Source organism: Algoriphagus sp. (genome assembly GCF_029254265.1).
Taxonomy (GTDB): Bacteria; Bacteroidota; Bacteroidia; order Cytophagales; family Cyclobacteriaceae; genus Algoriphagus.
On sequence record NZ_JAQWXX010000115.1, the window covers coordinates 20,708 to 41,760 of the forward strand.

The window sequence follows — 21,053 nt, forward strand, 5'->3', positions numbered from 1 at the left end:
AAAATATTCTTTTAATAGTTGAATGATCTTTTTTTAAAATTTTACTTCCTCCAAAGAAGGTTTAGTCCAAAAGAGAATTGAAAAGTATTTTCTGTGAAGACATTAGGGTGGGTATAAATCTCTTCATTAAGAGAAGAAAGCTGCTTTGCTGTAATAAAATCAACTTGAATATCAAAAGGCATTTTTCCTCCAGTCAATTGATTTGTCGGTATCAACGTACCATATCCCCAGGTAAATCCTGCCCGGTTTCCGGTGACCCATAGTTCACCGGTATCTTTTGTGCCAGAAGGTCCTTTTTCGTTGAAATAACCCAAGCGTACTGCCAGTCTCTCAAAAAACCAAGCTTCAGCACCTACACCAAAAGCAGTATTACTCTCATGATCCGTAGTAGGGGCATCTGAACCCTTCAGATAATCTTGGTATTGGACATCAAGAGAAAAACGGACTTGTTGTGGAGAGTTCTGGAAATAACCTTTATCGACTATCCAGCCTGATTTCAGAGAAGTGTCAAACTGATAACCTGCTCCTATCCGAAGAATTATGGGGAGGTATTCAACTGAGACTGAATTCTCGTAAGTTTGAAGAGTGGTATTCTTGAATAAAAAATTCGTTAAGGATAATGCACCTTTGATTCTTTGGTTCTCAAAGCTCTCAGATTTAATAAGTGGAAGCTCTTTTTCGTATTGAAAACCTACACTAGGCATAAAATCTGAATTCGTCTGCTCTCCATTAATAGCGTTTTCTTCCATCAGATTTATCCCTAAACCCATCTCTAACTCTTCGAAGATTTGATAGGATACCACCGCAGATAGTACGCTTTGGGCGAAAAAGTCCGTATCATAAGTTACTCCTCCGATGATGGTAGTCCAAACCGGATCAGGGTTTCTGTAGGTGAAATAAGAAAGCCCAATCGCTAATTTGGGATTAATCTTGTAGGCGCCTCCTACAAAATAGTAATGCGAGTCCGGTCTATAAGAGTGTCCATTGGCATAGTTGGCATATACCTGTACTGGAACTCCTGTATTTCCAATAGCTGCGGGATTATAAAAAGAGTTCTCAATGCCCCCTTTGGTCAAGGTAGTAAAGCCCATTGCCTGCGACCTTGCACTTGTCAATTGATTGTTCAAAAGACCAAAATAGCCTGGAGGATAATAGTATAAAGTTTGTGAAAAAACAGGGAAGCTTAAGCAGGCCGCTAAAAATAAAGTAACTAGATTTTTCATAGGATAAGAAGTTTTAACTACCCATCGTATGAATTTTAAAAAGTCATCAAAAATTTAAAGTTTTTATTTGAGCTCTTCCAGCAGTGTCTTGGCATCAGGCTTTTGTAATTCCTTCAGTAGGCTTTTCGCCATTTCAATTTCACCCTTTTTCAAATAAAGTAAGGCCAAATACCACTTGGCCTCTTCACTGAACTCGGTATCCCTTCCATTGACTAAGTTGGTCAACAAACCCTCACTTTGCTCGTATTTTTCTAATTCCAATTTTGCCATTGCAACAAAATATACCAAGGTGTCTTGACTACTATCGGCTTCTAAAAGGGGCTCCCAAAACTGCAATGACCCCGTATAATTCTCAGATTTAAAATCTACCATTCCCCGATCAAATTCATAACTATCTGTTCCCGACATTGCAGTGATCAGTCCAGGATCAGTCTCGTAATACGCCTCAAAAAGTCTTTCATTCTTATTTTGAAACAAGCCAAGAAAACTAGCCCCTGCTATTAATAAAAATAAAATGGACGCGGCTATTGCCAAGGGCCAGAATGAATTTATTTTAAGTTTATTGGATCGCCTATTAAAGTTTTCCTGATGTATTTTCTCAATCTCTTCTTTGAACAAATAGTTTTCCAGACCCTGCTTAAGGAACTTTACTTCCTCTATTTTTAGGTTCCAGTCTGGGTCGCTAGCTTCAAAATTTTTAAATTCAATCTCCTCCTTTTTAGAAAGACAATCCTCTAAAAATCCTTCGATAACTTCGTATTCCTTTGGGGCTATATTTAGGTCTTTTGCCATTGATTTTATTTTTGGATGATTTTTCTAAGCGTCTCCATACAGCGATACTTATTATTTTTGGCTGTCTGAGGAGTCCAACCAAACTTTTCTGCTAATTCCCCAATAGAAGCTTTCTCGAAATAAAAACTTTTTAACAGTTCCTTACAGTTATCTCCTAAATCTTTAAAAGCAGTTTTTAATCGATTAAGCTTTTCTTCATAGTCATCTGTTTCTTCCTCATGAGAAAAAGAAAAGTTTTGATCTCCTAATGCAACCACTTTTTTGTATTTACTAGACCTCAACCAATCCAACCATTTATTTTTAGCTACTTGGTAAATAAAACCCTGAAGAGATGAGGCATTCTCAGGTTTAAATCCTCCTGATTTCACTTGTTGCCAGGCTACAATAAACGCCTCTTGATAAATATCTTTTGCCTGATCCTCATCCCCATTATTTTTTAATATATAAGTTCTGACTTTTGGAAATCCCTCTTTGTACATTTCGGTAAGAGCTTCCGATCTGTTTTCACAGATTTTTTTTATAAGTTCTTCTTGAGAAAGTGTACGAATGGAATCTTTTGGCATAAATATAAAGTTGCCAAAAAGATACACTTAAATCCATTTTATCCCAAGAGTTCTACCTCTAATAGAGTAGATTAAAACTGATCAATATCCTGATATACATTGATATCCTTAGTTAATAGTTCTACCATTAATGCATCGTGTGCATTAGCAAAATTGGAATAATTCGTCTTAGTATAATCTGCGTTTCCATTGAATATCAGTGTAACTGCCATTCCATTTGAATGAAACATGTATCCGGATCTTGTACCTGGAAGTGCTCCGTAGAAATATTTAAATTGATTGGACTTTGCAATTCCATTTGCAAAATTTTGGTTAGGGTTTGACCCTTGGATAAACTGATTATAGAAATCAGATCTGAGCAGATCAGGTTTTGATGCGTTTCCATCCATGGCAACTACTATCTTCATTAAATCCACTGCCGTAGTTACAATTCCTGCATCTCCATCTCGTCTCTCAATATTGAAATTATATTCAAATCCTTTAGTATCTCCTTGTCCATAATAAGTAGCTTCATTGGCCTGCTTACCTGACAATCCATTTTTTGCTAATACTGTAGAGCCCATCTTTAATGGATCTGTGATAGACTCCTTTACAAACTGACTGTAAGATTTACCGGAAACTTTTTCAACGATTCTGGCAGCCACAAAATAATTGGAATTGATATACCAATATTGAGATCCAGGTTCAAAATTCAATGTTGCATTATCCAGCATCCAGTCGAAATAGCTTTCATTTGTTAGGGTTTGTTGATAGTCGATAGCATCTCTGTTTCCATTTATTACCCATCCTCCAGAGGTCATTTGAAGTAGGTGCTTCACAGTGACTTGGCTTACCCGAGCTGAATATGGTTTTGAACCGTAAGAATTTCCCAAGATGCCCATATCACCAAACACCTTGTCGTCTAGGTTAATTCTACCCTCCTGAACAAGTAGCATGATTGCTAACCCAGTGAAGCTTTTTGAAACACTTGCCACTCTCATTTGAGTTTGTGGGGTCATCGCCTTCCCAGACTGAACATCCTGTAAACCGAAAGCTTTTTGGTAGACTAACTTACCATTTTTGGAAATTGCCAAACTTGCTCCTGGGATTTCATGATCCAAAAGAAATTTCTCGACTTTAGCATCTACACTGAGGATATCCTCTTGTTTTTCGATTGGAGTTGGATCAGGATCGTCATTACTGGAACAAGCTAATGATGAGATCAAAATCAAGAAGATCAGAGAAAATTGATAAAAGAAGTTGAATTGTTTTTTCATGTGATTAGAAAGTTTTGGTTCTCTTTCCTTCACATCGTATTACTTTAAAAAAGTCATCACACCCTTGCAAATCTTTTCCTAAAGAAGAAAAGAAGTAAAACCAAGAAAAGTACACTCAAAACCAAGGTATTGTAGGGAAATTTAGGACGAATAGTTATAGGGTCGTTATTTCCTAACAATATTAAACCAGCCCAGAAGGATGGGGCCAATTCTCTTCCTTTAGCTGTAGATAAATATTCCAGTTTTGCCAATCGAAGTGCCTCATCCTTACTTTTTCCTTCCTGCAAGAAGCCATAAAATAAAGATGTAATTCTGACACTAGCTTTTTCATCAATTTTCCAGAGGCCCATTAAAAGTGATTTTGTACCTGAATAATTGAATGCATGAGCTAGTGAAACCATGCCCTCCCCAGGGGAATATGTAGGCTTACCAGACTCACAAGCAAGCAAAACCGTTAGATCTGCTCTAAGATCTAGTTTATAAATCTCACTTGAATAAATCTCATTAGGGGACGAAGGGTCTTCTTGGGATTTCGCAAAAATCAAGCGAGAATCCCCAGGATTTACATTATCAGAAATAGCATGCGTTCCTATATGAATTATTTGATTATTTCCAGCCCAATCTTTAAAGTTCTTGGCTGTGGAATAACTTTCTAAAAATGCTTTCCCTCCGAATTTTGTTATCACTTCATTGACTAACTGCCGAGTAAAAGGCTGAGGAATTAATTGAAGATAAGCAAGATCTAAGATTTTATTATTCTGTTGATTATCACGATACGTTTTTTTCATTTGGTCAAAAAATCCAGGAGCAAAGGCAACCATTTGATTTTCATAAACTTTCTCTTCGATAGGTTCTATAAACAAAAGTCCATATTGATAAGAAATACTATGTTTTGCCAATAGCGATGAAGATGCTAATTCATCCCAATTTTGAATTTTTTTGAAGGTCATCGTTTCAAAACTCAAATTGAAAAGTGGCCCATCTGGAATAATTACAACTCGTTCACTCAGAATTTCTGCTGAAGCGGGCATCCAAAGTTGCTCGTAAAGATGAAAAAGCAATTCCTTGCTAAAATTTCTTTCGTAGGCTTCATCCGATAACTTACTTAAGTTTCTTTCAATAGCAACAGATTCCAAGGATATCAGCTTTTTCTTATTCCCGTTGAGAATCAATAATTTCCATTCTTCACCTACTTTTAGATACCTGAGGTAGGTGATTTCGGGGTTCAATTGAGTGTAAATACGATTCAAAGTACTTTCGCTTGACTCGAAATGCAATTGATAATATTGAGGGAAATTTATCCTGAGTGAGTCCATAAAGCTATCCCAAACTTGACTTATCTTCCTAAACTGAGTAAGATTCTGATCCTCCGACTCTAGAAACGCTTTGAGCTGTTTTTTCAATTCTTCTTCACGATCAATTATTGTCTCAGGAACTCCACCATATTTAATAGACTTATTTTTTTGAAGTCTCGTTCTGATCTGCCGGTAGCGAGCATATTCATGAAATGCAAGGAGCCTATCAAGATAAATTTGATTTTGAGAAAGTTGATAGAGTTCTAATTCAATTTTATTAAGGAAATCAAAGTAATCCCGGTTTAAATCCAATAAGATATTAATATCCAGAGTTTCTACTAATAGATCCGTTTTTGAGTCTAAAATTTTCAATCCTTCTCTGAGTTCCTTTTCAACAGCCTGTAGGAATTGAATATCTTTTTCATCAACCAAAGCATACCTACTTCTATTTTTAATCAAAATTGCCGTAGGCTTTTGAAAGGTCATTTGAAGGGAATCAGCAGGAGATTTTGACTTCTTGATCAATTGATCTGCTAGCTCCAAAGCTGCAGTAGCTTGGTTGTATGACCGTGAAAAATCCTTTCCCAATTCATAGATTGAGGCGAGATTTATACTTTGTTCAAATTCTAGGTATAGGTTTTCTGAATCAAGTTCCTCAAGATATTTTCCTGCCAATTTTGAGATTCTTACAGCTTCAGAAAGCTGTTGATTTTCAGCCAAAAATTTACTGTAGTTTTTTAAAAAACCCAGAAAGATAACATCGTATTCTCCTTGAAGAGATTCCTCAAATAAGGCTTTTGCCTCTAAATAAAGTGAATCGGCTCTCAGTTCATTCCCCTCGTAGTCTTCCAATCTTGCCAGTGCATAAACTGCATCTGCTTGATAATAAGTAGTGACTTCATTGGCGTTTCGAATATTTTGCAAGCCTTGATTCAAATTTGCTCTAGATTTTGAAAGTTGCAATATTTCTAAATAAAGCTGGCCTAAAAATATTCTTGATTTTGCTGTTTCGATATCTTCATCTCCAAACTCTTCTGCTTTTCTTCGAAAAGAATATTCTAAAAGTTGTAAGGCTTGATGATATGCACCTTTCTGCTTGTAGAGCCCAGCCAGATTGTCAGTTGCCTGAAAGTAAAAGCTGATTGCATCTTTGTATTGTGCGGGATCCAAATCAGACACTTGATATTTTTCCAAGCTAGAGATGGTCTCTTGCATGGATATTTCTGCATTTTGATAGTCACCTTGAGCAATCTGTACACCTGCAAGATTATTGTTTATAATACTATTCCTGTAGAATTGATTCTTTGGTGTCGCTGGTAATTTATCAATTGCCAACAGTGCTTTTCTATAATAAAAAGCAGCCGAGTCTAAATTGCTCGTGAAATAGGAAATATTTCCAAGGCTACTATTTGCCAAATAAATGGATTCGGGATCTTGGTCCAAAACCTCTAAATCCAAGGCTTCTTTTAAGTATTTCTTCGCTTCAGGCAGATTCATCGTATTTACTGCCAAACCACCCAAGCTCAAGTAAATTTGAGCAATAACAAAATTATTCTTTGGGGATTCTTTTTCAGCCCAGTCTAATGCTTCCAATTGAGTTTCAAAAGCTGAAGAAAAATTCCCTTGATATTTATACCAGCTGGATAAGCTCATAGCTAGCTTTCGCTTTGAACTGGCCAAATCCATTGTTTTATTCCAGTCGTGATATATCTCCAAAAGGCTTTTAGTGATAGCTGTATTAGATTGCTTTGCTTCTAATGCCCTCCCATAGATTTCCAAATAGTTAGATAGGCTATCTTGAAATGCATTTTGGATAAGATCATCGGTTGTATTTTTGATTTGCTCCAGTGCAAGTTCAGCTTTACCCTCCTTAATCAATTGGTCCCAATGCTCTATTTTGTTTTCTTGCTGGTAATTATTCAGCATAGAAAACAGAACTAATATCAATGAAACTACTTCGGTAAACTTTGGCATTTCAAAATGGATGATTAAAAAAATCCTTTTTCTTATATCGTTTAAGTTAAAGAAAGTCATCAAAAAATTAGACTGAACTGAAATAGATTTACTGATCAAAAAAACAAAAAGCCCCGTATTTCTACGAGGCTTCTGTACCAGGAGCGGGAATCGAACCCGCACGGGATTGCTCCCACAAGATTTTAAGTCTTGCGTGTCTACCTATTCCACCATCCCGGCTTCACTTGGACTTGACCAAGCTACTTGTTGACCGAAACAAGAAAGCCCTTGAATCAAGGGCTTTTTTGAGCGGGAGACGAGATTCGAACTCGCGACCCCGACCTTGGCAAGGTCGTGCTCTACCAGCTGAGCTACTCTCGCTTTTTTCGTACTCAGAACTTGATCTGAGCGTATTGTGGATGCAAAGGTAAGCTACTGAAATAAAATTACAAGAATTCGGCACTTAATTTTTTTATTAATCTTACTCTACAAATAGCTATCCCTTGATTTTCAACTCTCTATCAGAAATCATAAGAGGCAAGAATTTTTATCATCTCCCCCATATTTCTTGCATTTAGTTTCTTTAGGATATTTTTTCTATGAGTTCCGACTGTATTCATAGAAATATTTAGTGTTTCGCTCACCTCTTTGGATTTTTTTCCATCCAAAATCATTTGAGCAATTTCTTTTTCCTTTTTAGTCAGTTTTACATTATTGTCTTTTGGTGAGCTTTTGCTGACATAGACTCTAGACCCGTCTTCTTTTTGATAAGAATAATTCCAATCATAGCTAGTTACCTTCGGCTGATTTTGCAATTGAATAATGATATGCAAATCAATCGCAAAATTCCCATCAGAATCAATCAAGAATGGTTTGGCTTTCCCGACAGTCCATATAATCTCATTAGTAGTTCGATGGACCCAACGAGTGGTGTAAGAGAACTCAAAACTATGTCGCTCCTTCATGGTCAATTGATGAAAAACGTCAAAGACAATTTTCTGGAATCGAAATAACTCTGGTCGATCACCAGGATGAATCATGGAAAAAGAAGCCTCCATCCCTTTTTCACGAAAGATAGACTCTGGGTAACCCGTAATTTCCTCTACATTTCCTGTAAAAAAAGCTAAATCCAAATTTCGGTAGTCAAAACAAGCAATCACGAATCCTTCCCGCATTCCAATGTTTTTACTCAAAACCTCTAATTCTTCCAAAACTTTTGCTTCATCTGGGTGGTCTTTGAACTCCTGTTCCTGCCACTCTTTGAAAAATTTGGTGTACTTATTTTGTCTTTTTAAGTCCTTTAAAAGTACTTTATCCATAGAAATACATTCTATTATGCTTTTTACAAATTAAATATAAGGAAAATGAACCTAATCAGCCTTCTATTTTCTTTTTGATTTCGTGCAGCTTCAATAGTGCCTCAATGGGAGAAATGGCATTTATATCAATTTTATCTATCATTTCTTTAGCCTCTTGGAACTTGGGATCAAGCTCAAACATACTCAGTTGATAGTTATTTTTTGGAATAGATTTAAGATTTTCTTTACTCTTCTTTACTGATTTGTCATGTTCCAAATGGGACATTATCTCAGAAGCTCTGAACACAATGGGGTTTGGCATACCTGCCATTTGGGCTACGTGAATTCCAAAGCTATGCTCGCTTCCCCCAGCTTTAAGTTTCCTCATAAAAATAACTTTATCACCAACTTCCTTTACCGACACGTTGAAGTTTTTGATTTTGGGAAAATCTGAGGCTAATTGGTTCAATTCATGGTAATGAGTGGCAAAAAGAGTTTTGGCCCTAAAAGTTGGATGATTATGCAAATATTCTACAATGGACCAAGCGATTGAAACACCATCGTAGGTGGATGTCCCCCTTCCTATTTCATCCATCAATACCAGACTTCGATCAGAAAGATTGTTCAAAATACTTGCTGTCTCGGTCATTTCGACCATGAAGGTAGATTCTCCTTTAGATAAATTATCTGATGCACCGACTCGGGTAAAGACTTTGTCAATGATACCAATCCTAGCAAAAGAGGCCGGTACAAAGGATCCCATTTGAGCCATCAGAACAATTAAAGCTGTTTGCCTCAGCAAAGCAGATTTACCGGCCATATTCGGACCGGTAATGATGATGATTTGCTGGGTGTCATTATCCAGATAAATATCATTGGGAACATAATTTTCTCCCGGAGGAAGTTGCTTTTCGATGACTGGATGACGACCCTCTTTGATTTCCAAGGTTTCTGTCTCAGAGATTTTTGGCCTAGCGTAATTATTTTGTATCGCAACCTGTGCAAAGGAAAGCAAAGCATCCAAAGTCCCCAAGACTCTCGCGTTTTGTTGAATTTCTGTAACAAACTGTGCTACTTCCTGTACCAAGGCCTGAAAATAGCGTTGCTCAATGCCGATCATCTTTTCCTCTGCATTCAAAATCTTTTCCTCATATTCTTTCAATTCAGGAGTGATGTATCGCTCTGCATTTACAAGGGTTTGCTTTCTGATCCACTCTTGAGGCACCTTATCCCGATGCACATGGGTCACTTCCAGATAATATCCAAAAACTTTATTGAAGGCTATTTTTAAGGAAGAAATCCCCGTCTTTTCTACCTCCCGTTGCTGAATTTGGACTAGAAAGTCTTTACCCGAAGTAGCCAATCCACGATATTCATCCAATTCCTCATCTACTCCATCGTTGATGATTCCCCCTTGATGGGTTAGCATTGGGGCATCTTCTTTCAGTTCCTTTTCAATTTTTTCTAGTAAAAATTCGCAGGGGTGTAGTTGATCAGAGAGTTTTTTTAGAGTCGGGTTTTTCTGGACTTTCAAAAGCTCTTTAATCGGAAGAGTCACTTTTAGGGCTCTTTTGATCTGATTGATTTCTCTGGGGTTTGCACGGCCGACAACTACTTTTGAAATCAATCGCTCCAAGTCTCCGATTAATTTCATCGGGCTGATGATATCATCAATCAAGGACGGATTTTGGTAAAAAAAATCAACCACATTCAAGCGCTCCTCAATCATCGCCTTTTCTTTCAAAGGAAGCACAAGCCACTTCTTCATCATTCTAGAACCCATAGGGGTCACAGTTTGGTCCAAGACTTGAATCAGCGGAACTCCTCCTTCGTGCTGCGGAAAAACCAGTTCCAGATTCCGAATGGTAAACTTATCCAACCAGACATATTTCTCTTCGGCAATTCTGGAAATGGCTGAAATATGCTGGATTTCCTTGTGCTCTGTTTCTTCCAAATAATATAAAATCGCACCCGCAGCGATCGTTCCAGCTTGGAGCTCCTCTATTCCAAAGCCTTTTAGATTTGCTGTTCCGAAGTGACTTTTCAGCTTCTCGTAAGTGAAGTCATATTGGTAAACCCAATCTTCACAATGAAAGGTGATAAACTCATTTTTCAATAATTCTGATGCGGTTTTTTTTGCCGCTTTAGAATATATTATTTCTGCAGGAGCAAAGCTTTGGATAAGCTTTTCAAGGTAGGGGAGCTTCCCTTCTGCACACATGAATTCCCCCGTAGAGAGATCCAAAAAGGCGATTCCATGAATATCTTTCCCAAAATAAATTGAGGCTAAGAAGTTGTTTTTTTTGGTGTCTAAAACTTGGTCATTAAATGAAAGACCGGGAGTAACCAATTCGGTCACGCCTCGCTTGACAATTCCTTTCACGGATTTTGGATCCTCTAATTGATCACAAATAGCTACCCGGTTGCCCGCTCTAACTAATTTTGGGAGGTAAGTATCCAAGGAATGATGTGGAAAACCTGCCAATTCAATATGAGAGGCGGCTCCGTTTGCCCGTTTTGTCAAAACGATATCAAGAATCTTACTTGCTCGGATGGCATCTTCACCAAAAGTCTCATAAAAATCTCCAACCCGAAAAAGTAACAACGCTCCAGGGTGTTTTGCCTTGATCGCATTGTATTGTTTCATCAATGGGGTTTCGTTTCCGTCTTTGGACTTACTCATCGGGATATGCTTACTTTTGTGTTTGTAAAAAATTCTGGTGATTCCAGCCTGAAAATACGGCATTCAAATAGGAGAACAAAAAGGGATGAAAAAATTAAGCATGGAAGAGCTCGAAAGGCTCTCAATAGAGGAGTTCAAGGAAGTGAAAAAGTCACCAATAGTTTTAGTATTGGATAATATCCGAAGTCTAAATAATGTTGGATCTGCGTTTCGTACCGGAGATGCATTTCGTGTAGAAAAAATATACCTCTGCGGGATCACGGGTACACCACCTCATCGGGATATTCAGAAGACAGCACTTGGAGCTACGGAGTCTGTGGAATGGGAATACCATTCAGATACAACTCAAGCACTCGAGAAGCTTAAATCTGAAGGATATATCAATTGTGCTTTGGAGCAGGTAGATAGATCCGTAATGCTCCAAAACTTTAAACCGGACCAAGCCAAAAAATATGCCTTGATTTTTGGAAATGAGGTTTTTGGAGTAGAAGAGGAAGTTCTTAAAGCCTGCGATTATGTGCTGGAAATACCACAGCTTGGGACCAAACACTCCTTAAATATTTCAGTCACTTTAGGAATCGCAGTCTGGGATTTGATGGTAAAAATGAAGCAGTTCTAATTCTTAGCGAATCGGTACCTTATTCCAAAAGAACCTCTAAATAATGAGTTGTCATTAAATCCGATTATTGGGGCTCCTTCGATATGAAATCCAAAATCTTTTTGCTCAAAAGGGTAAATATTCAATCCAACCGGGACTACTAGCCCATCAAAACTCCCAACTCTAACTCCCAGTCCTGCATAAAACTCATACCGTTCCTCACTTTTAAAAATATAATTTCCAGCTAATTCCAAAGAAATATCCTCAAAGAATTGGTCAGTACCTATTCTAAATTCAGGGATAAAACGTTCACCAAACTGATAATTCACTCCAATGAAAGGGAGGTTGCTTTGGTGAAAAGATACAGTGGTTTGAGAATAAGCGGATATAGTAAATAGTCCAAATAAGGCAATAAGAAGCGTTTTTTTCATTTGTATAAAAGTTCATTGTGTCAAAGCTATTAGAGTCCTAACTCGCTCAACTTAACATGAGTCTTAATCATGTTGCTACTTGCTTTAGCTACGATTTTTCCAGAACCTTTTGTGATTACGGCTTCCCAATGATTTAGGTTTGATCCTAAACGGATCAATTTCGCTTCTACCTGTACTTTCTCACCAAATTTGACTGATGAAAGAAAATCTACATTCAAATTGATTGAACTCATTAGATATTCAGACCCCAAAGAAAAATTTGCTAGTCCAATTACATCATCGAGCATCAAAGAAGAAATCCCACCATGCAAAATCCTACCGGGGTTACAAAACTCTTCTCTAACCTCATACTCTAATTTTGAGTAGCCATAATCTATTTCTAAAAGCGTTCCAGCAAGCCAATTTCCTGCAGGAGAAGGCGTATTAGTAAGTTTTTGGCCTATCATTTTTTTGAAAAATGCCAATTTTGAATTCATTTGCTCGGTCATAGTTTGAGAATTAGTCTGTAAGATTTTGAAAATCTTCTAAGATCGCGTTTAATGCTTCCTTTTCCTTAGGTGTGGACCAAATGGGATTCCACCCAGAACCTGTTTGTATTTCTATTAAGTTTCCAGCTTCAATGGCTGGCTTCAAAAGTTGAAAATAGTGCAAGTGATCTGATTTGTTGCCATTTTCGAAAGTATAGGTTTTTGACTTTTCGTTAGAAATAATTCTTAGTGTTATTGGCCAATTCAATTTTATAGGCTCCAAATAAATGTATGCTTCATCCTTCGAAGGATTCAGGATGATCATTATACTAATGTTAGAGTTATTTGCTTCAGGTGTCAACTTTTTATGCCTGTAAACAGTCATTCCTGCGTCTCGACGCACTTCCATATCATACTGAATTGCTTTGACATTCTGAAAATACATTCTATTGGCTGATGTCATCACGAAAGTCTGATCCTGACCGGTATTATTTGCTCGCCGTTCATTAAAAAAAGACAACATCAGAACAAGCCCTAAGGAGACCGCCCCAAAAATCTTGATTATCCGAATCAACTCAGGGGTAAAGACCGAATCTGAATTGGCTCTTTTGGACATAGATTAATGATCAGTTAGGGTTTGTTGTAATTGTTCCAACAATAAACTCCATGCTTTTTGGATATGTTTTTCGGTAACATCCGTTTGGCCGATAACCCATCTGATCACATATTTCCCATTTAGCTTGGTGTGCGAAAAAAAGGCTTCTCCAGTGGCATTCACATGATTCATCCAGGTCTCATTGATTTGATTTTCTTTTTCAAGAGAAAGACCTTCTGAAAAATACCTAAAACAAATTGTGTTGAAATTTACTGGAGCCATTATTTCCAGTCGGTCCTCAGCCTCAATCAAAGATTTGGCTTTCTGAGCAAGTAAAAGATGATTTCTCAACTTTTCTCTCAAACCCTGCAATCCATAGGATCGAACTACGAACCATAATTTCAGCGCTCTAAATCTTCTTCCTAGTGGAATTCCCCAATCGCGGTAGTTATTCACTTCCTCATCTAATTTGGTTTTCAAATATTCCGGAGTCATGGAAAATGTATTCACCAAATACCTAGGCTCTTTGAGGTACATGATTGTACAGTCAAAATTTGTAAACATCCACTTGTGGGGATTGAATACGTAGCTATCTGCCAGTTCATGGCCTTCGATCAAGTTTTGAAATTCCGGCAAAATCAATGCTGTTCCAGCAAATGCAGCATCTATATGGTGCCAAATCTTATATTTCTGAGTGATTTGGGAGATTTTACCAATTGGATCCACAGCGGTAGAACTCGTCGTTCCTAAGGCTGAGACAACACAAAGTGGATGAAAACCATTTTCTAGATCTTCTAAAATCGCTTTTTCTAAGGCTTCAGCAATCATTGAAAAATTTTCATCTACGGGGATTCTCACCAGATTATTTAATCCAATCCCTGCTATTTTTAGTGCTTTATCAATTGAGGAATGGACATGTGAAGAAGAATAAACCCGAAATTTCTCATTACCCTGGAATCCATTTTCATTGATTTGATAATTGGTGGCCTTTTCTCTAGCAGCTAATAACGCACTTAACGTGGCTGTGCTTGCAGTATCGTGAATACATCCTTTCCAGGTTTTATCAATTCCTTTAGCGTCCCGAATCCAATCACAAACACGTTCTTCCAACTCAGTGGCAGCAGGCGAAGTCAACCAAGACATGCATTGAGCACCAAGGGTGGACATAAGCATTTCTGCTAGAATCGAAGGTTCAGAATTATTTGCAGGAAAATACCCAAAAAAAGCAGGATGCTGCCAGTGAGTCATCCCAGGGACAATAATCTCTTTAAAATCCTCTAAGATCGCATCAAATGATTCTCCCTTTTCAGGCGCCGAATCTGGAATTTGATCAAAAATAGCTCTTGGTTGAATTTGCGGAGTCACCGGATAATTTTCTTTCTGAATCAGATAATCAGCCATCCAATCCACCAATTCGTGTGCTCTTTTTCTAAATTCTTCTTTTTCCATGGGGTTTAATGGACGTATGATCCAGCATTTATATCAATTGTCGCTCCAGTGGCGTGATCTGCAAGTCCCGAGCATAATAAAGTAACCATTGGTGCAATATCCTCCGGCCTAGTGAGCTCTCTAAGAGCAATATCATTTAAAGCAAAGTCTTCACCGTATTCGGATAGGATCTCATCGGCCATATCAGTCCGGGTGAAGCCCGGCGCAATTAGAAAAGCCTTTATTCCGAGTTTCCCATAATGCCGGGCTATAGTCCGAGTAATGCTCACAATGGCTCCTTTTGAGGCTGCATAGGCGATGTAATCTGTCGTGTCACCTCTAAATGCCGCACGAGAAGAAATGTTGATTATCCTCCCGTTGTTTTGTGATTTAGCTTGATCGACAAACTCCTTGCATAAAATCGCCAGTGAAGTCGTGTTTACAGCCATGGTTTCATCCCAGATTTGGAGCCATTCAGAGGTAGGAAGCGTATCCGGAGCTGATCTAGAAATTCCCGCATTGTTTACAATGGCTGAAATAAAGCCATATTTTTCGACCAAACTTGGTATAAAGCCTTTTACTTCCAAAGGATCTGCTAAATCACAAGGGGCAAGGATTGCTTCATTTTTCATTTCTGACAAAAGTGATTCCGCTTCTTTTTGATTGCGGTTATAGTGAATTATCACTTTTGCTCCAGATTCAGAAAGCTGTTTGGCAATAGCCCTACCAATACCTCTTGAGGCACCAGTTACAAGGATCAGTTGATTGTTGAGAGAAATATTCATATTCAGCTCATTGGGATTATTAGGATTCTACTGACTTCGGCAATTCCAGTCAGGTAGAGTTGTTTTATTTTCTGTCAAGAAAAAATCAGATTTTCCCTTCAGTTAAACTTGGAAGGTGTACATGGGCCAAATGATGTTTGGAATGCCAAGTATACATCAAGGTAACCTCCGCTAAAGTTTGGCTTCGCTTTTTTTCTGGGTGAAAATATGTTTTCTGGAAGTCATCATCAGTCATGGACTCTAGTAATGCGACCCACTTAAAATGTACAGCTTTGATGATTGCCATTGAAGATTCTATACCAAGCGACGCATCAGCGAGGTTTGCCCATGCTGATTCATCGTAAGGTTTGATCGCTGGATTATCTTCTGTCAATGCCAGTTTGAATCTACTGAAGGCATTCATGTGACTATCTGCGATGTGGTGAATCACTTGCTTGAGTGTCCATCCTCCTGGTCTATACGGCGTGTCTAATTGTTTTTCAGACATGTTATTGACCGAATCAGCTAGATAAGAGGGAAAATCCCTCAAATATTCTATTGATTCCTGAATTTGAGTCGATGTGATGGTTTCTGGTACTGAGAATTTTCCTATTGGAAATTTCAAATGCTCGATATCTATGTTTGTCATATTTTTCCTCCTGCTGCTAAAGTGATCAAATCTACAGTTTTTGCATTATTTCTCAAGAGCTCATTTGCGCAGGCACAAAGCGTAGCACCGGTAGTCATGACATCATCCACAAGCATTACTTCTTGATTGTCAACACTTTTACTACTTGAAAGTCGAAAAACATCTCCGACATTTGACATACGCTCTAATCTGCTTTTTTTTGTTTGGGTTTCCGTATATTTTTCACGAACCAATAGGTTCTGAAGAGGGATTCCCAGTTCTTTGCTTAAGCCTTTTCCAAATTCCTCACTTTGATTATATCCTCTTCGTTTTAATTTTAGAGGGTGAAGAGGCACCGGAACAATCACATTCCAGCGATTTTTTAATTGGCCTTCTGCTAATATTCTCCCATACAAAACCCCAAGCTCTTGGGCCAACTGAGGCTTATTTCTATATTTCAATTGATGAAGAAGCTGCTGACTTTTACCTTCTTTGGTGAATTTTAGAAAAGCCATAGCAAGGTCAATTCTACTCAATCCTCGAACTTTATCAATAAGGTCATTATCAGAAGCCCTCAAATGATAAGTGGTTACAGGCAATAATCCAATACATACAGAACAGAGACAATTTTCTCGATCAAAAAGTGTTTGACCACACAAATCACAATTCCTGGGGAAAATCAAATCCAAAAAATCTTTTACTAAAAATAAACGCATTGCTAAAAAGGCTTGTTGTACACTCCTAAGGATAAATAGGTGGTATATTTGCATCCTACAATTTCCTAAACAGTTAATTTAATGAATCTTATAGAGGAATTCAATGCATATCGCAGCAAAATGAATGAAAGTATTCTAGCTGCAGATAACAAAGTAATTAAGAGGTTTTTTAATCTTGACACAAACGCCTATGCTGCTGGTGAGCTGGAAGTAAAAACCAAAGAAATGATAGGTTTGGCATGTTCGATGGTTCTTCGTTGTGATGATTGTATAAAGTATCATTTGGGAAAATGCCACGAAGTGGGAATAAATAAAGAGGAAATCTTTGAAGTATTCTCCATTGCGACACTTATCGGAGGATCAATTGTGATTCCTCATTTGAGAAGGGCGACGGAATATTGGGAGGAATTAGAAAAAGTAAATCAATGAAGAAAGATCTTGAACTAGAAAAACGCTGGGGAAAATTACTGGATGGCTTAAAAGAATCCATTGGAAAAAAACCTACAGACTTAAATGGCGTTCTCTTCCTTATTGGGGTACAAGAACTTGGACAAGGAACCAAAACCTTCAGTAAAGAGCAAAAACAAGATTTATTGCATATTGCTGTCTGCAAAGTCCTAAGTTTAGCAGGATTTTACGAACTTGATTTTATTGATCAAGATGGCTGGCCGCATTGGAATTTAATAAAGGAATTACCACATTTTGATCTGTTGGATCAAGAGAAACTCCTAAAAATTCAGGTTTTGGATTACTTTGAGAAAGAGTATCAAATAGAAATAAAATAAACTGTGAAAATCATATCATATAATGTCAATGGAATCAGGGCCGCAATGAACAAAGGCTTTGTAGATTGGTTAAACCAAGAAAACCCAGATATCATTGGCTTACAGGAAGTTAAAGCAGAATTAAATCAAATAAATCCTACAATATTTGAAGATTTGGGGTATGAGTTGTTTTGGTATCCAGCAGTAAAAAAAGGATATAGTGGTGTGGCAATTCTGACTAAAATAAAACCTAAATCAGTAAAATACGGTATGGGTTTATCCAAATATGATGACGAGGGTAGGATAATTCAGGCAGATTTTGATGATTTCTCATTTATCTCATCCTATTTTCCTTCAGGGACCACTGGAGATGCCAGGCAAACATTCAAATATGAATTCTTGGATGACATTTCCGGATACCTGCAAGATTTGAAAAGAGAGAATACAAACCTTATTGTAAGCGGAGATTATAACATTTGCCATAAAGCAATAGATATACACAATCCAATATCAAATAAAAACAGTTCGGGTTTCTTACCAGAAGAACGGGCTTGGATGGATCAGTTTACAGATCTAGGGTTCATTGATAGTTTCAGACATTTTAATCCAAACCCTCATCAATATACATGGTGGAGTTACCGCGCAAATTCAAGAGCAAAAAATCTCGGATGGAGAATTGATTATCATATGGTAACAAGTAAAATGCAAAACAGATTAAAAGGGGCTGTAATTTTACCAGACGCAAAGCATTCAGATCACTGCCCAATACTTCTTGAAATAGATTAAAAATTAGACTATAAGCAACAGGTTTTTCAATATAATCATGATGAAGACTATAAAAATTTCAATTCCTTCTTTAATTGAGAATATAAAAATAATTGAAAGTTTCATTGACAATGCTAAAGAAAGCTTTGAAATAAACGATGATATCTATGGCAACATCATGATTTCAGTGACAGAATGCATCAGTAATGCTATAATTCACGGAAATCAAAATGATAAAAACAAGCTAGTTCATTTAGAATTAAATGTGGAAGATGACACACTAAAATTCACCATAGAAGATGAAGGAGTTGGTTTTGATTCGAATGAATTAAAGGATCCAACCGCTCCAGAAAACATTGAAAAAACCGGGGGAAGGGGAATCTTCTTGATAAAGCATTTATCTGATGATGTTAAATTCGAAGAAAATGGGAAAAAGACCATTTTATCTTTTTACATGATTTGAAATGGCAATAAACTTTTTTTCTGAAGATACTTCGTTCCTAGTCAAACAAAAGCGAAAGCGAAAACAATGGCTAAAAGAAATCGCACTTCAAGAGTCCTTTAAAATTCTAGATTTAAATTACATTTTCTGCTCAGATGAGTATCTGCATAAAATAAACTTACAATATCTAGATCACGATACATATACTGACATAATCACATTTGACAACTCAGAATATGAAGCAGAAATAGAAGGCGATATTTATATCAGCATAGACCGAGTTAAAGAAAATGCGAAAGATCACAAGGTAGATCAAGAAACAGAGTTAAGCAGGGTATTGAGCCATGGCTTGTTCCACCTAATCGGATATAAGGACAAAACAAGGAGCGAAGCAAACACAATGCGGGAGAAAGAAGAGTTTGCAATCTCCCTATACAAAAAACTGAACTGTTCCACGTGAAACAGTCAAGCAAAGAGTTATAATAATACTACGTGTTTCACGTGGAACAGTAAAGACAAAAGAGAATGTTTCCAATATATGATGTAATTGTTGTAGGTGCAGGGCATGCCGGATGTGAGGCTGCACATGCTGCTGCAAAAATAGGCGCCAAGGTACTTTTGTGTACAATGAACATGAACACAATTGCACAAATGTCTTGCAATCCTGCGATGGGAGGAGTCGCAAAAGGGCAAATAATAAGAGAGATAGATGCTTTAGGAGGAATGTCTGGAATTATATCAGACAAGTCAATGATCCAGTTTCGAATGCTTAACCGATCAAAGGGTCCAGCAATGTGGTCTCCAAGAAGCCAGAATGACCGAATGAAGTTTGCAGAAGAATGGAGACTTGCCCTAGAACAAACTCCCAACGTAGACTTTTGGCAAGAAATGATCACTGGTATCCTAACGAAAGATGGAAGAGTGGTAGGAGTAAGGACAGGGATTGGTATCGAAATTAGTTCTAAATCAGTTGTTTTAACCAACGGTACTTTCTTAAACGGCATTATCCATATTGGAGAAAAGAAATTCGGAGGTGGAAGAACAGGTGAATCTGCATCAAAAGGCATTACAGAGCAATTAGTAGAGTTAGGCTTCCAATCAGGAAGGATGAAAACCGGAACTCCGCCTAGAGTAGATGGTAGAAGTTTGGACTATTCAAAAATGGAAGTTCAATACGGAGATGAAAACCCTGAAAAGTTTAGCTACGACGATAGCACTAGTGCTTTAAAAGAACAAAGAACTTGTTGGATCACCTATACCAACAAAGCGGTTCATTCAAGCTTGGAAGAAGGCTTTGATCGATCTCCAATGTTTAATGGTAGAATTCAAGGATTAGGACCAAGATATTGTCCATCTATAGAAGATAAAATCAATCGGTTTGCAGAGCGTGATCGTCATCAGATTTTTGTCGAGCCGGAAGGATGGAATACCGTTGAGATGTACATCAACGGTTTCTCAACATCACTTCCAGAGGATATTCAATATAAAGCAATGCGACAAATCCCTGGATTTGAAAATGCTAAAATGTTTAGACCAGGATATGCGATCGAATATGATTTCTTTCCACCTACTCAACTTCGCTTGACATTAGAAACACAGCTGATTGAAAACCTTTATTTTGCAGGACAAATAAATGGCACAACCGGATATGAGGAAGCTGCATCTCAAGGATTGGTAGCAGGAATAAATGCAGCTCTCAAAATAAAAGAAGAAGAACCTTTTTTACTTAAAAGATCAGATGCCTATATCGGTGTTCTAATTGATGATTTAATAAACAAAGGTACAGAGGAACCATATCGCATGTTCACTTCGAGGGCTGAATTTAGATTATTACTTCGGCAAGATAATGCTGATTTAAGACTGACTCCAATGGGTCACCAAATCGGTTTGGCCTCAGATGAGAGATTAGAAAAGGTCATTATCAAAAAAGAAAATACTGCCCGTTTAATCAATGATTTAAAGCAGAGAAAGGCAGAACCAAACATTTTTAATACAGGCTTAGAATCATTAAACTCCGCAACGATTAGAGAAAAGGTTTCTCTTGAACAATTACTTAAGAGACCTCAGATAGGAATTCAGGATTTGATCAGGATAAATTCAGAAACCTCTGTTTATCTAAGTAAATATGCCAAGGACGAACTAGAACAAGCAGAAATTCAGATTAAGTATGATAGTTACATCGACAAAGAGCAACAAATGGTCGATAAGCTTAGTAACATGGAGAATTACAAAATTCCACTGCAATTTGACTATCTAGCAATTACAGCGCTTTCAGCAGAGGGAAAACAAAAACTGAGCAAAGTAAGACCAGAGACACTTGGACAAGCATCTCGAATAAGTGGCGTATCCCCGGCAGATTTATCCATCATCACAGTATATTTAGGAAGATAAA

At 37.5% G+C, this 21,053-nt stretch carries 21 protein-coding genes and 2 tRNA genes; 7 read left to right on the forward strand and 16 right to left on the reverse strand.

Annotated features, from left to right (window positions below):
- Nucleotides 1–41: 41 nt before the first annotated feature.
- The 9 genes from P8O16_RS17705 to mutS form a co-directional block, all read right to left on the reverse strand.
- A complete protein-coding gene (locus tag P8O16_RS17705) occupies nucleotides 42–1,223 on the reverse strand; it encodes a hypothetical protein (RefSeq protein WP_300316853.1) in 1,182 nt (393 codons plus the stop codon).
- Nucleotides 1,224–1,286: 63 nt separating this feature from the next.
- Nucleotides 1,287–2,015: a hypothetical protein gene (locus tag P8O16_RS17710; RefSeq protein WP_300316855.1), complete on the reverse strand. Its 729-nt coding sequence runs from the start codon at nucleotides 2,013–2,015 to the stop codon at nucleotides 1,287–1,289.
- Nucleotides 2,016–2,020: 5 nt separating this feature from the next.
- A complete protein-coding gene (locus P8O16_RS17715) occupies nucleotides 2,021–2,578 on the reverse strand; it encodes a sigma-70 family RNA polymerase sigma factor (RefSeq protein WP_300316858.1) in 558 nt (185 codons plus the stop codon).
- Between the two features lie 71 nt (nucleotides 2,579–2,649).
- Nucleotides 2,650–3,834, reverse strand: a complete 1,185-nt coding sequence (locus tag P8O16_RS17720) for a serine hydrolase (protein ID WP_300316861.1) — start codon at nucleotides 3,832–3,834, stop codon at nucleotides 2,650–2,652.
- 56 nt (nucleotides 3,835–3,890) lie between these two features.
- Nucleotides 3,891–7,103 carry a CHAT domain-containing protein gene (locus P8O16_RS17725; RefSeq protein WP_300316864.1) on the reverse strand — a complete coding sequence of 1,071 codons (3,213 nt, stop codon included), beginning with the start codon at nucleotides 7,101–7,103 and terminating at the stop codon, nucleotides 3,891–3,893.
- Between the two features lie 135 nt (nucleotides 7,104–7,238).
- Nucleotides 7,239–7,322, reverse strand: a tRNA-Leu gene (locus P8O16_RS17730).
- A 68-nt stretch (nucleotides 7,323–7,390) separates the two neighbouring features.
- Nucleotides 7,391–7,463 (reverse strand) — tRNA-Gly (locus P8O16_RS17735).
- A gap of 140 nt (nucleotides 7,464–7,603) precedes the next feature.
- On the reverse strand, nucleotides 7,604–8,401 hold the full coding sequence (locus P8O16_RS17740) for a LuxR C-terminal-related transcriptional regulator (protein ID WP_300316867.1): 798 nt from the start codon (nucleotides 8,399–8,401) through the stop codon (nucleotides 7,604–7,606).
- Between the two features lie 55 nt (nucleotides 8,402–8,456).
- A complete protein-coding gene (gene mutS, locus P8O16_RS17745; RefSeq protein WP_300316870.1) occupies nucleotides 8,457–11,063 on the reverse strand; it encodes a DNA mismatch repair protein MutS in 2,607 nt (868 codons plus the stop codon).
- Nucleotides 11,064–11,148: 85 nt separating this feature from the next.
- Here mutS and P8O16_RS17750 point away from each other — a divergent pair, with 85 nt between their 5' ends.
- Nucleotides 11,149–11,682 carry an RNA methyltransferase gene (locus tag P8O16_RS17750; RefSeq protein ID WP_300316873.1) on the forward strand — a complete coding sequence of 178 codons (534 nt, stop codon included), beginning with the start codon at nucleotides 11,149–11,151 and terminating at the stop codon, nucleotides 11,680–11,682.
- Here P8O16_RS17750 and P8O16_RS17755 read toward each other — a convergent pair.
- The 7 genes from P8O16_RS17755 to P8O16_RS17785 form a co-directional block, all read right to left on the reverse strand.
- Nucleotides 11,679–12,092, reverse strand: a complete 414-nt coding sequence (locus P8O16_RS17755) for a hypothetical protein (protein WP_300316875.1) — start codon at nucleotides 12,090–12,092, stop codon at nucleotides 11,679–11,681. The genes P8O16_RS17750 and P8O16_RS17755 overlap by 4 nt on opposite strands.
- Before the next feature lie 29 nt (nucleotides 12,093–12,121).
- Nucleotides 12,122–12,580, reverse strand: coding sequence for a PaaI family thioesterase (locus P8O16_RS17760; RefSeq protein WP_300316878.1), 459 nt, complete (start codon nucleotides 12,578–12,580; stop codon nucleotides 12,122–12,124).
- 10 nt (nucleotides 12,581–12,590) lie between these two features.
- Complete coding sequence (locus P8O16_RS17765; protein WP_300316881.1) at nucleotides 12,591–13,175, reverse strand: hypothetical protein; 585 nt, start codon at nucleotides 13,173–13,175, stop codon at nucleotides 12,591–12,593.
- 3 nt (nucleotides 13,176–13,178) lie between these two features.
- Nucleotides 13,179–14,603 carry a pyridoxal-dependent decarboxylase gene (locus P8O16_RS17770; RefSeq protein WP_300316884.1) on the reverse strand — a complete coding sequence of 475 codons (1,425 nt, stop codon included), beginning with the start codon at nucleotides 14,601–14,603 and terminating at the stop codon, nucleotides 13,179–13,181.
- Between the two features lie 5 nt (nucleotides 14,604–14,608).
- Nucleotides 14,609–15,367: an SDR family NAD(P)-dependent oxidoreductase gene (locus P8O16_RS17775; RefSeq protein ID WP_300316887.1), complete on the reverse strand. Its 759-nt coding sequence runs from the start codon at nucleotides 15,365–15,367 to the stop codon at nucleotides 14,609–14,611.
- 85 nt (nucleotides 15,368–15,452) lie between these two features.
- Nucleotides 15,453–15,995 (reverse strand): YfiT family bacillithiol transferase, encoded by a 543-nt coding sequence (locus P8O16_RS17780; protein ID WP_300316890.1) that lies wholly within the window; start codon nucleotides 15,993–15,995, stop codon nucleotides 15,453–15,455.
- Nucleotides 15,992–16,690, reverse strand: coding sequence for a ComF family protein (locus P8O16_RS17785; protein WP_300316893.1), 699 nt, complete (start codon nucleotides 16,688–16,690; stop codon nucleotides 15,992–15,994). The genes P8O16_RS17780 and P8O16_RS17785 overlap by 4 nt, the downstream gene beginning before the upstream one ends.
- Nucleotides 16,691–16,771: 81 nt before the next feature.
- Here P8O16_RS17785 and P8O16_RS17790 point away from each other — a divergent pair, with 81 nt between their 5' ends.
- From P8O16_RS17790 to mnmG, 6 genes are all read left to right on the forward strand, one after another.
- The gene (locus P8O16_RS17790; RefSeq protein WP_075348774.1) at nucleotides 16,772–17,119 is read left to right on the forward strand and encodes a carboxymuconolactone decarboxylase family protein; all 348 of its coding nucleotides are present in this window, start codon (nucleotides 16,772–16,774) and stop codon (nucleotides 17,117–17,119) included.
- Nucleotides 17,116–17,475, forward strand: coding sequence for a hypothetical protein (locus P8O16_RS17795; RefSeq protein WP_300316897.1), 360 nt, complete (start codon nucleotides 17,116–17,118; stop codon nucleotides 17,473–17,475). Before P8O16_RS17790 ends, P8O16_RS17795 begins: the two co-directional genes overlap by 4 nt.
- 3 nt (nucleotides 17,476–17,478) lie before the next feature.
- The gene (locus tag P8O16_RS17800; RefSeq protein ID WP_300316900.1) at nucleotides 17,479–18,240 is read left to right on the forward strand and encodes an exodeoxyribonuclease III; all 762 of its coding nucleotides are present in this window, start codon (nucleotides 17,479–17,481) and stop codon (nucleotides 18,238–18,240) included.
- Between the two features lie 40 nt (nucleotides 18,241–18,280).
- Nucleotides 18,281–18,682: an ATP-binding protein gene (locus P8O16_RS17805; RefSeq protein ID WP_300316943.1), complete on the forward strand. Its 402-nt coding sequence runs from the start codon at nucleotides 18,281–18,283 to the stop codon at nucleotides 18,680–18,682.
- A 1-nt stretch (nucleotide 18,683) separates the two neighbouring features.
- A complete protein-coding gene (gene ybeY / locus P8O16_RS17810) occupies nucleotides 18,684–19,121 on the forward strand; it encodes an rRNA maturation RNase YbeY (RefSeq protein ID WP_300316903.1) in 438 nt (145 codons plus the stop codon).
- A 65-nt stretch (nucleotides 19,122–19,186) separates the two neighbouring features.
- Nucleotides 19,187–21,052: a tRNA uridine-5-carboxymethylaminomethyl(34) synthesis enzyme MnmG gene (mnmG, locus tag P8O16_RS17815; protein ID WP_300316905.1), complete on the forward strand. Its 1,866-nt coding sequence runs from the start codon at nucleotides 19,187–19,189 to the stop codon at nucleotides 21,050–21,052.
- The last annotated feature ends 1 nt before the right edge of the window (nucleotide 21,053 follow it).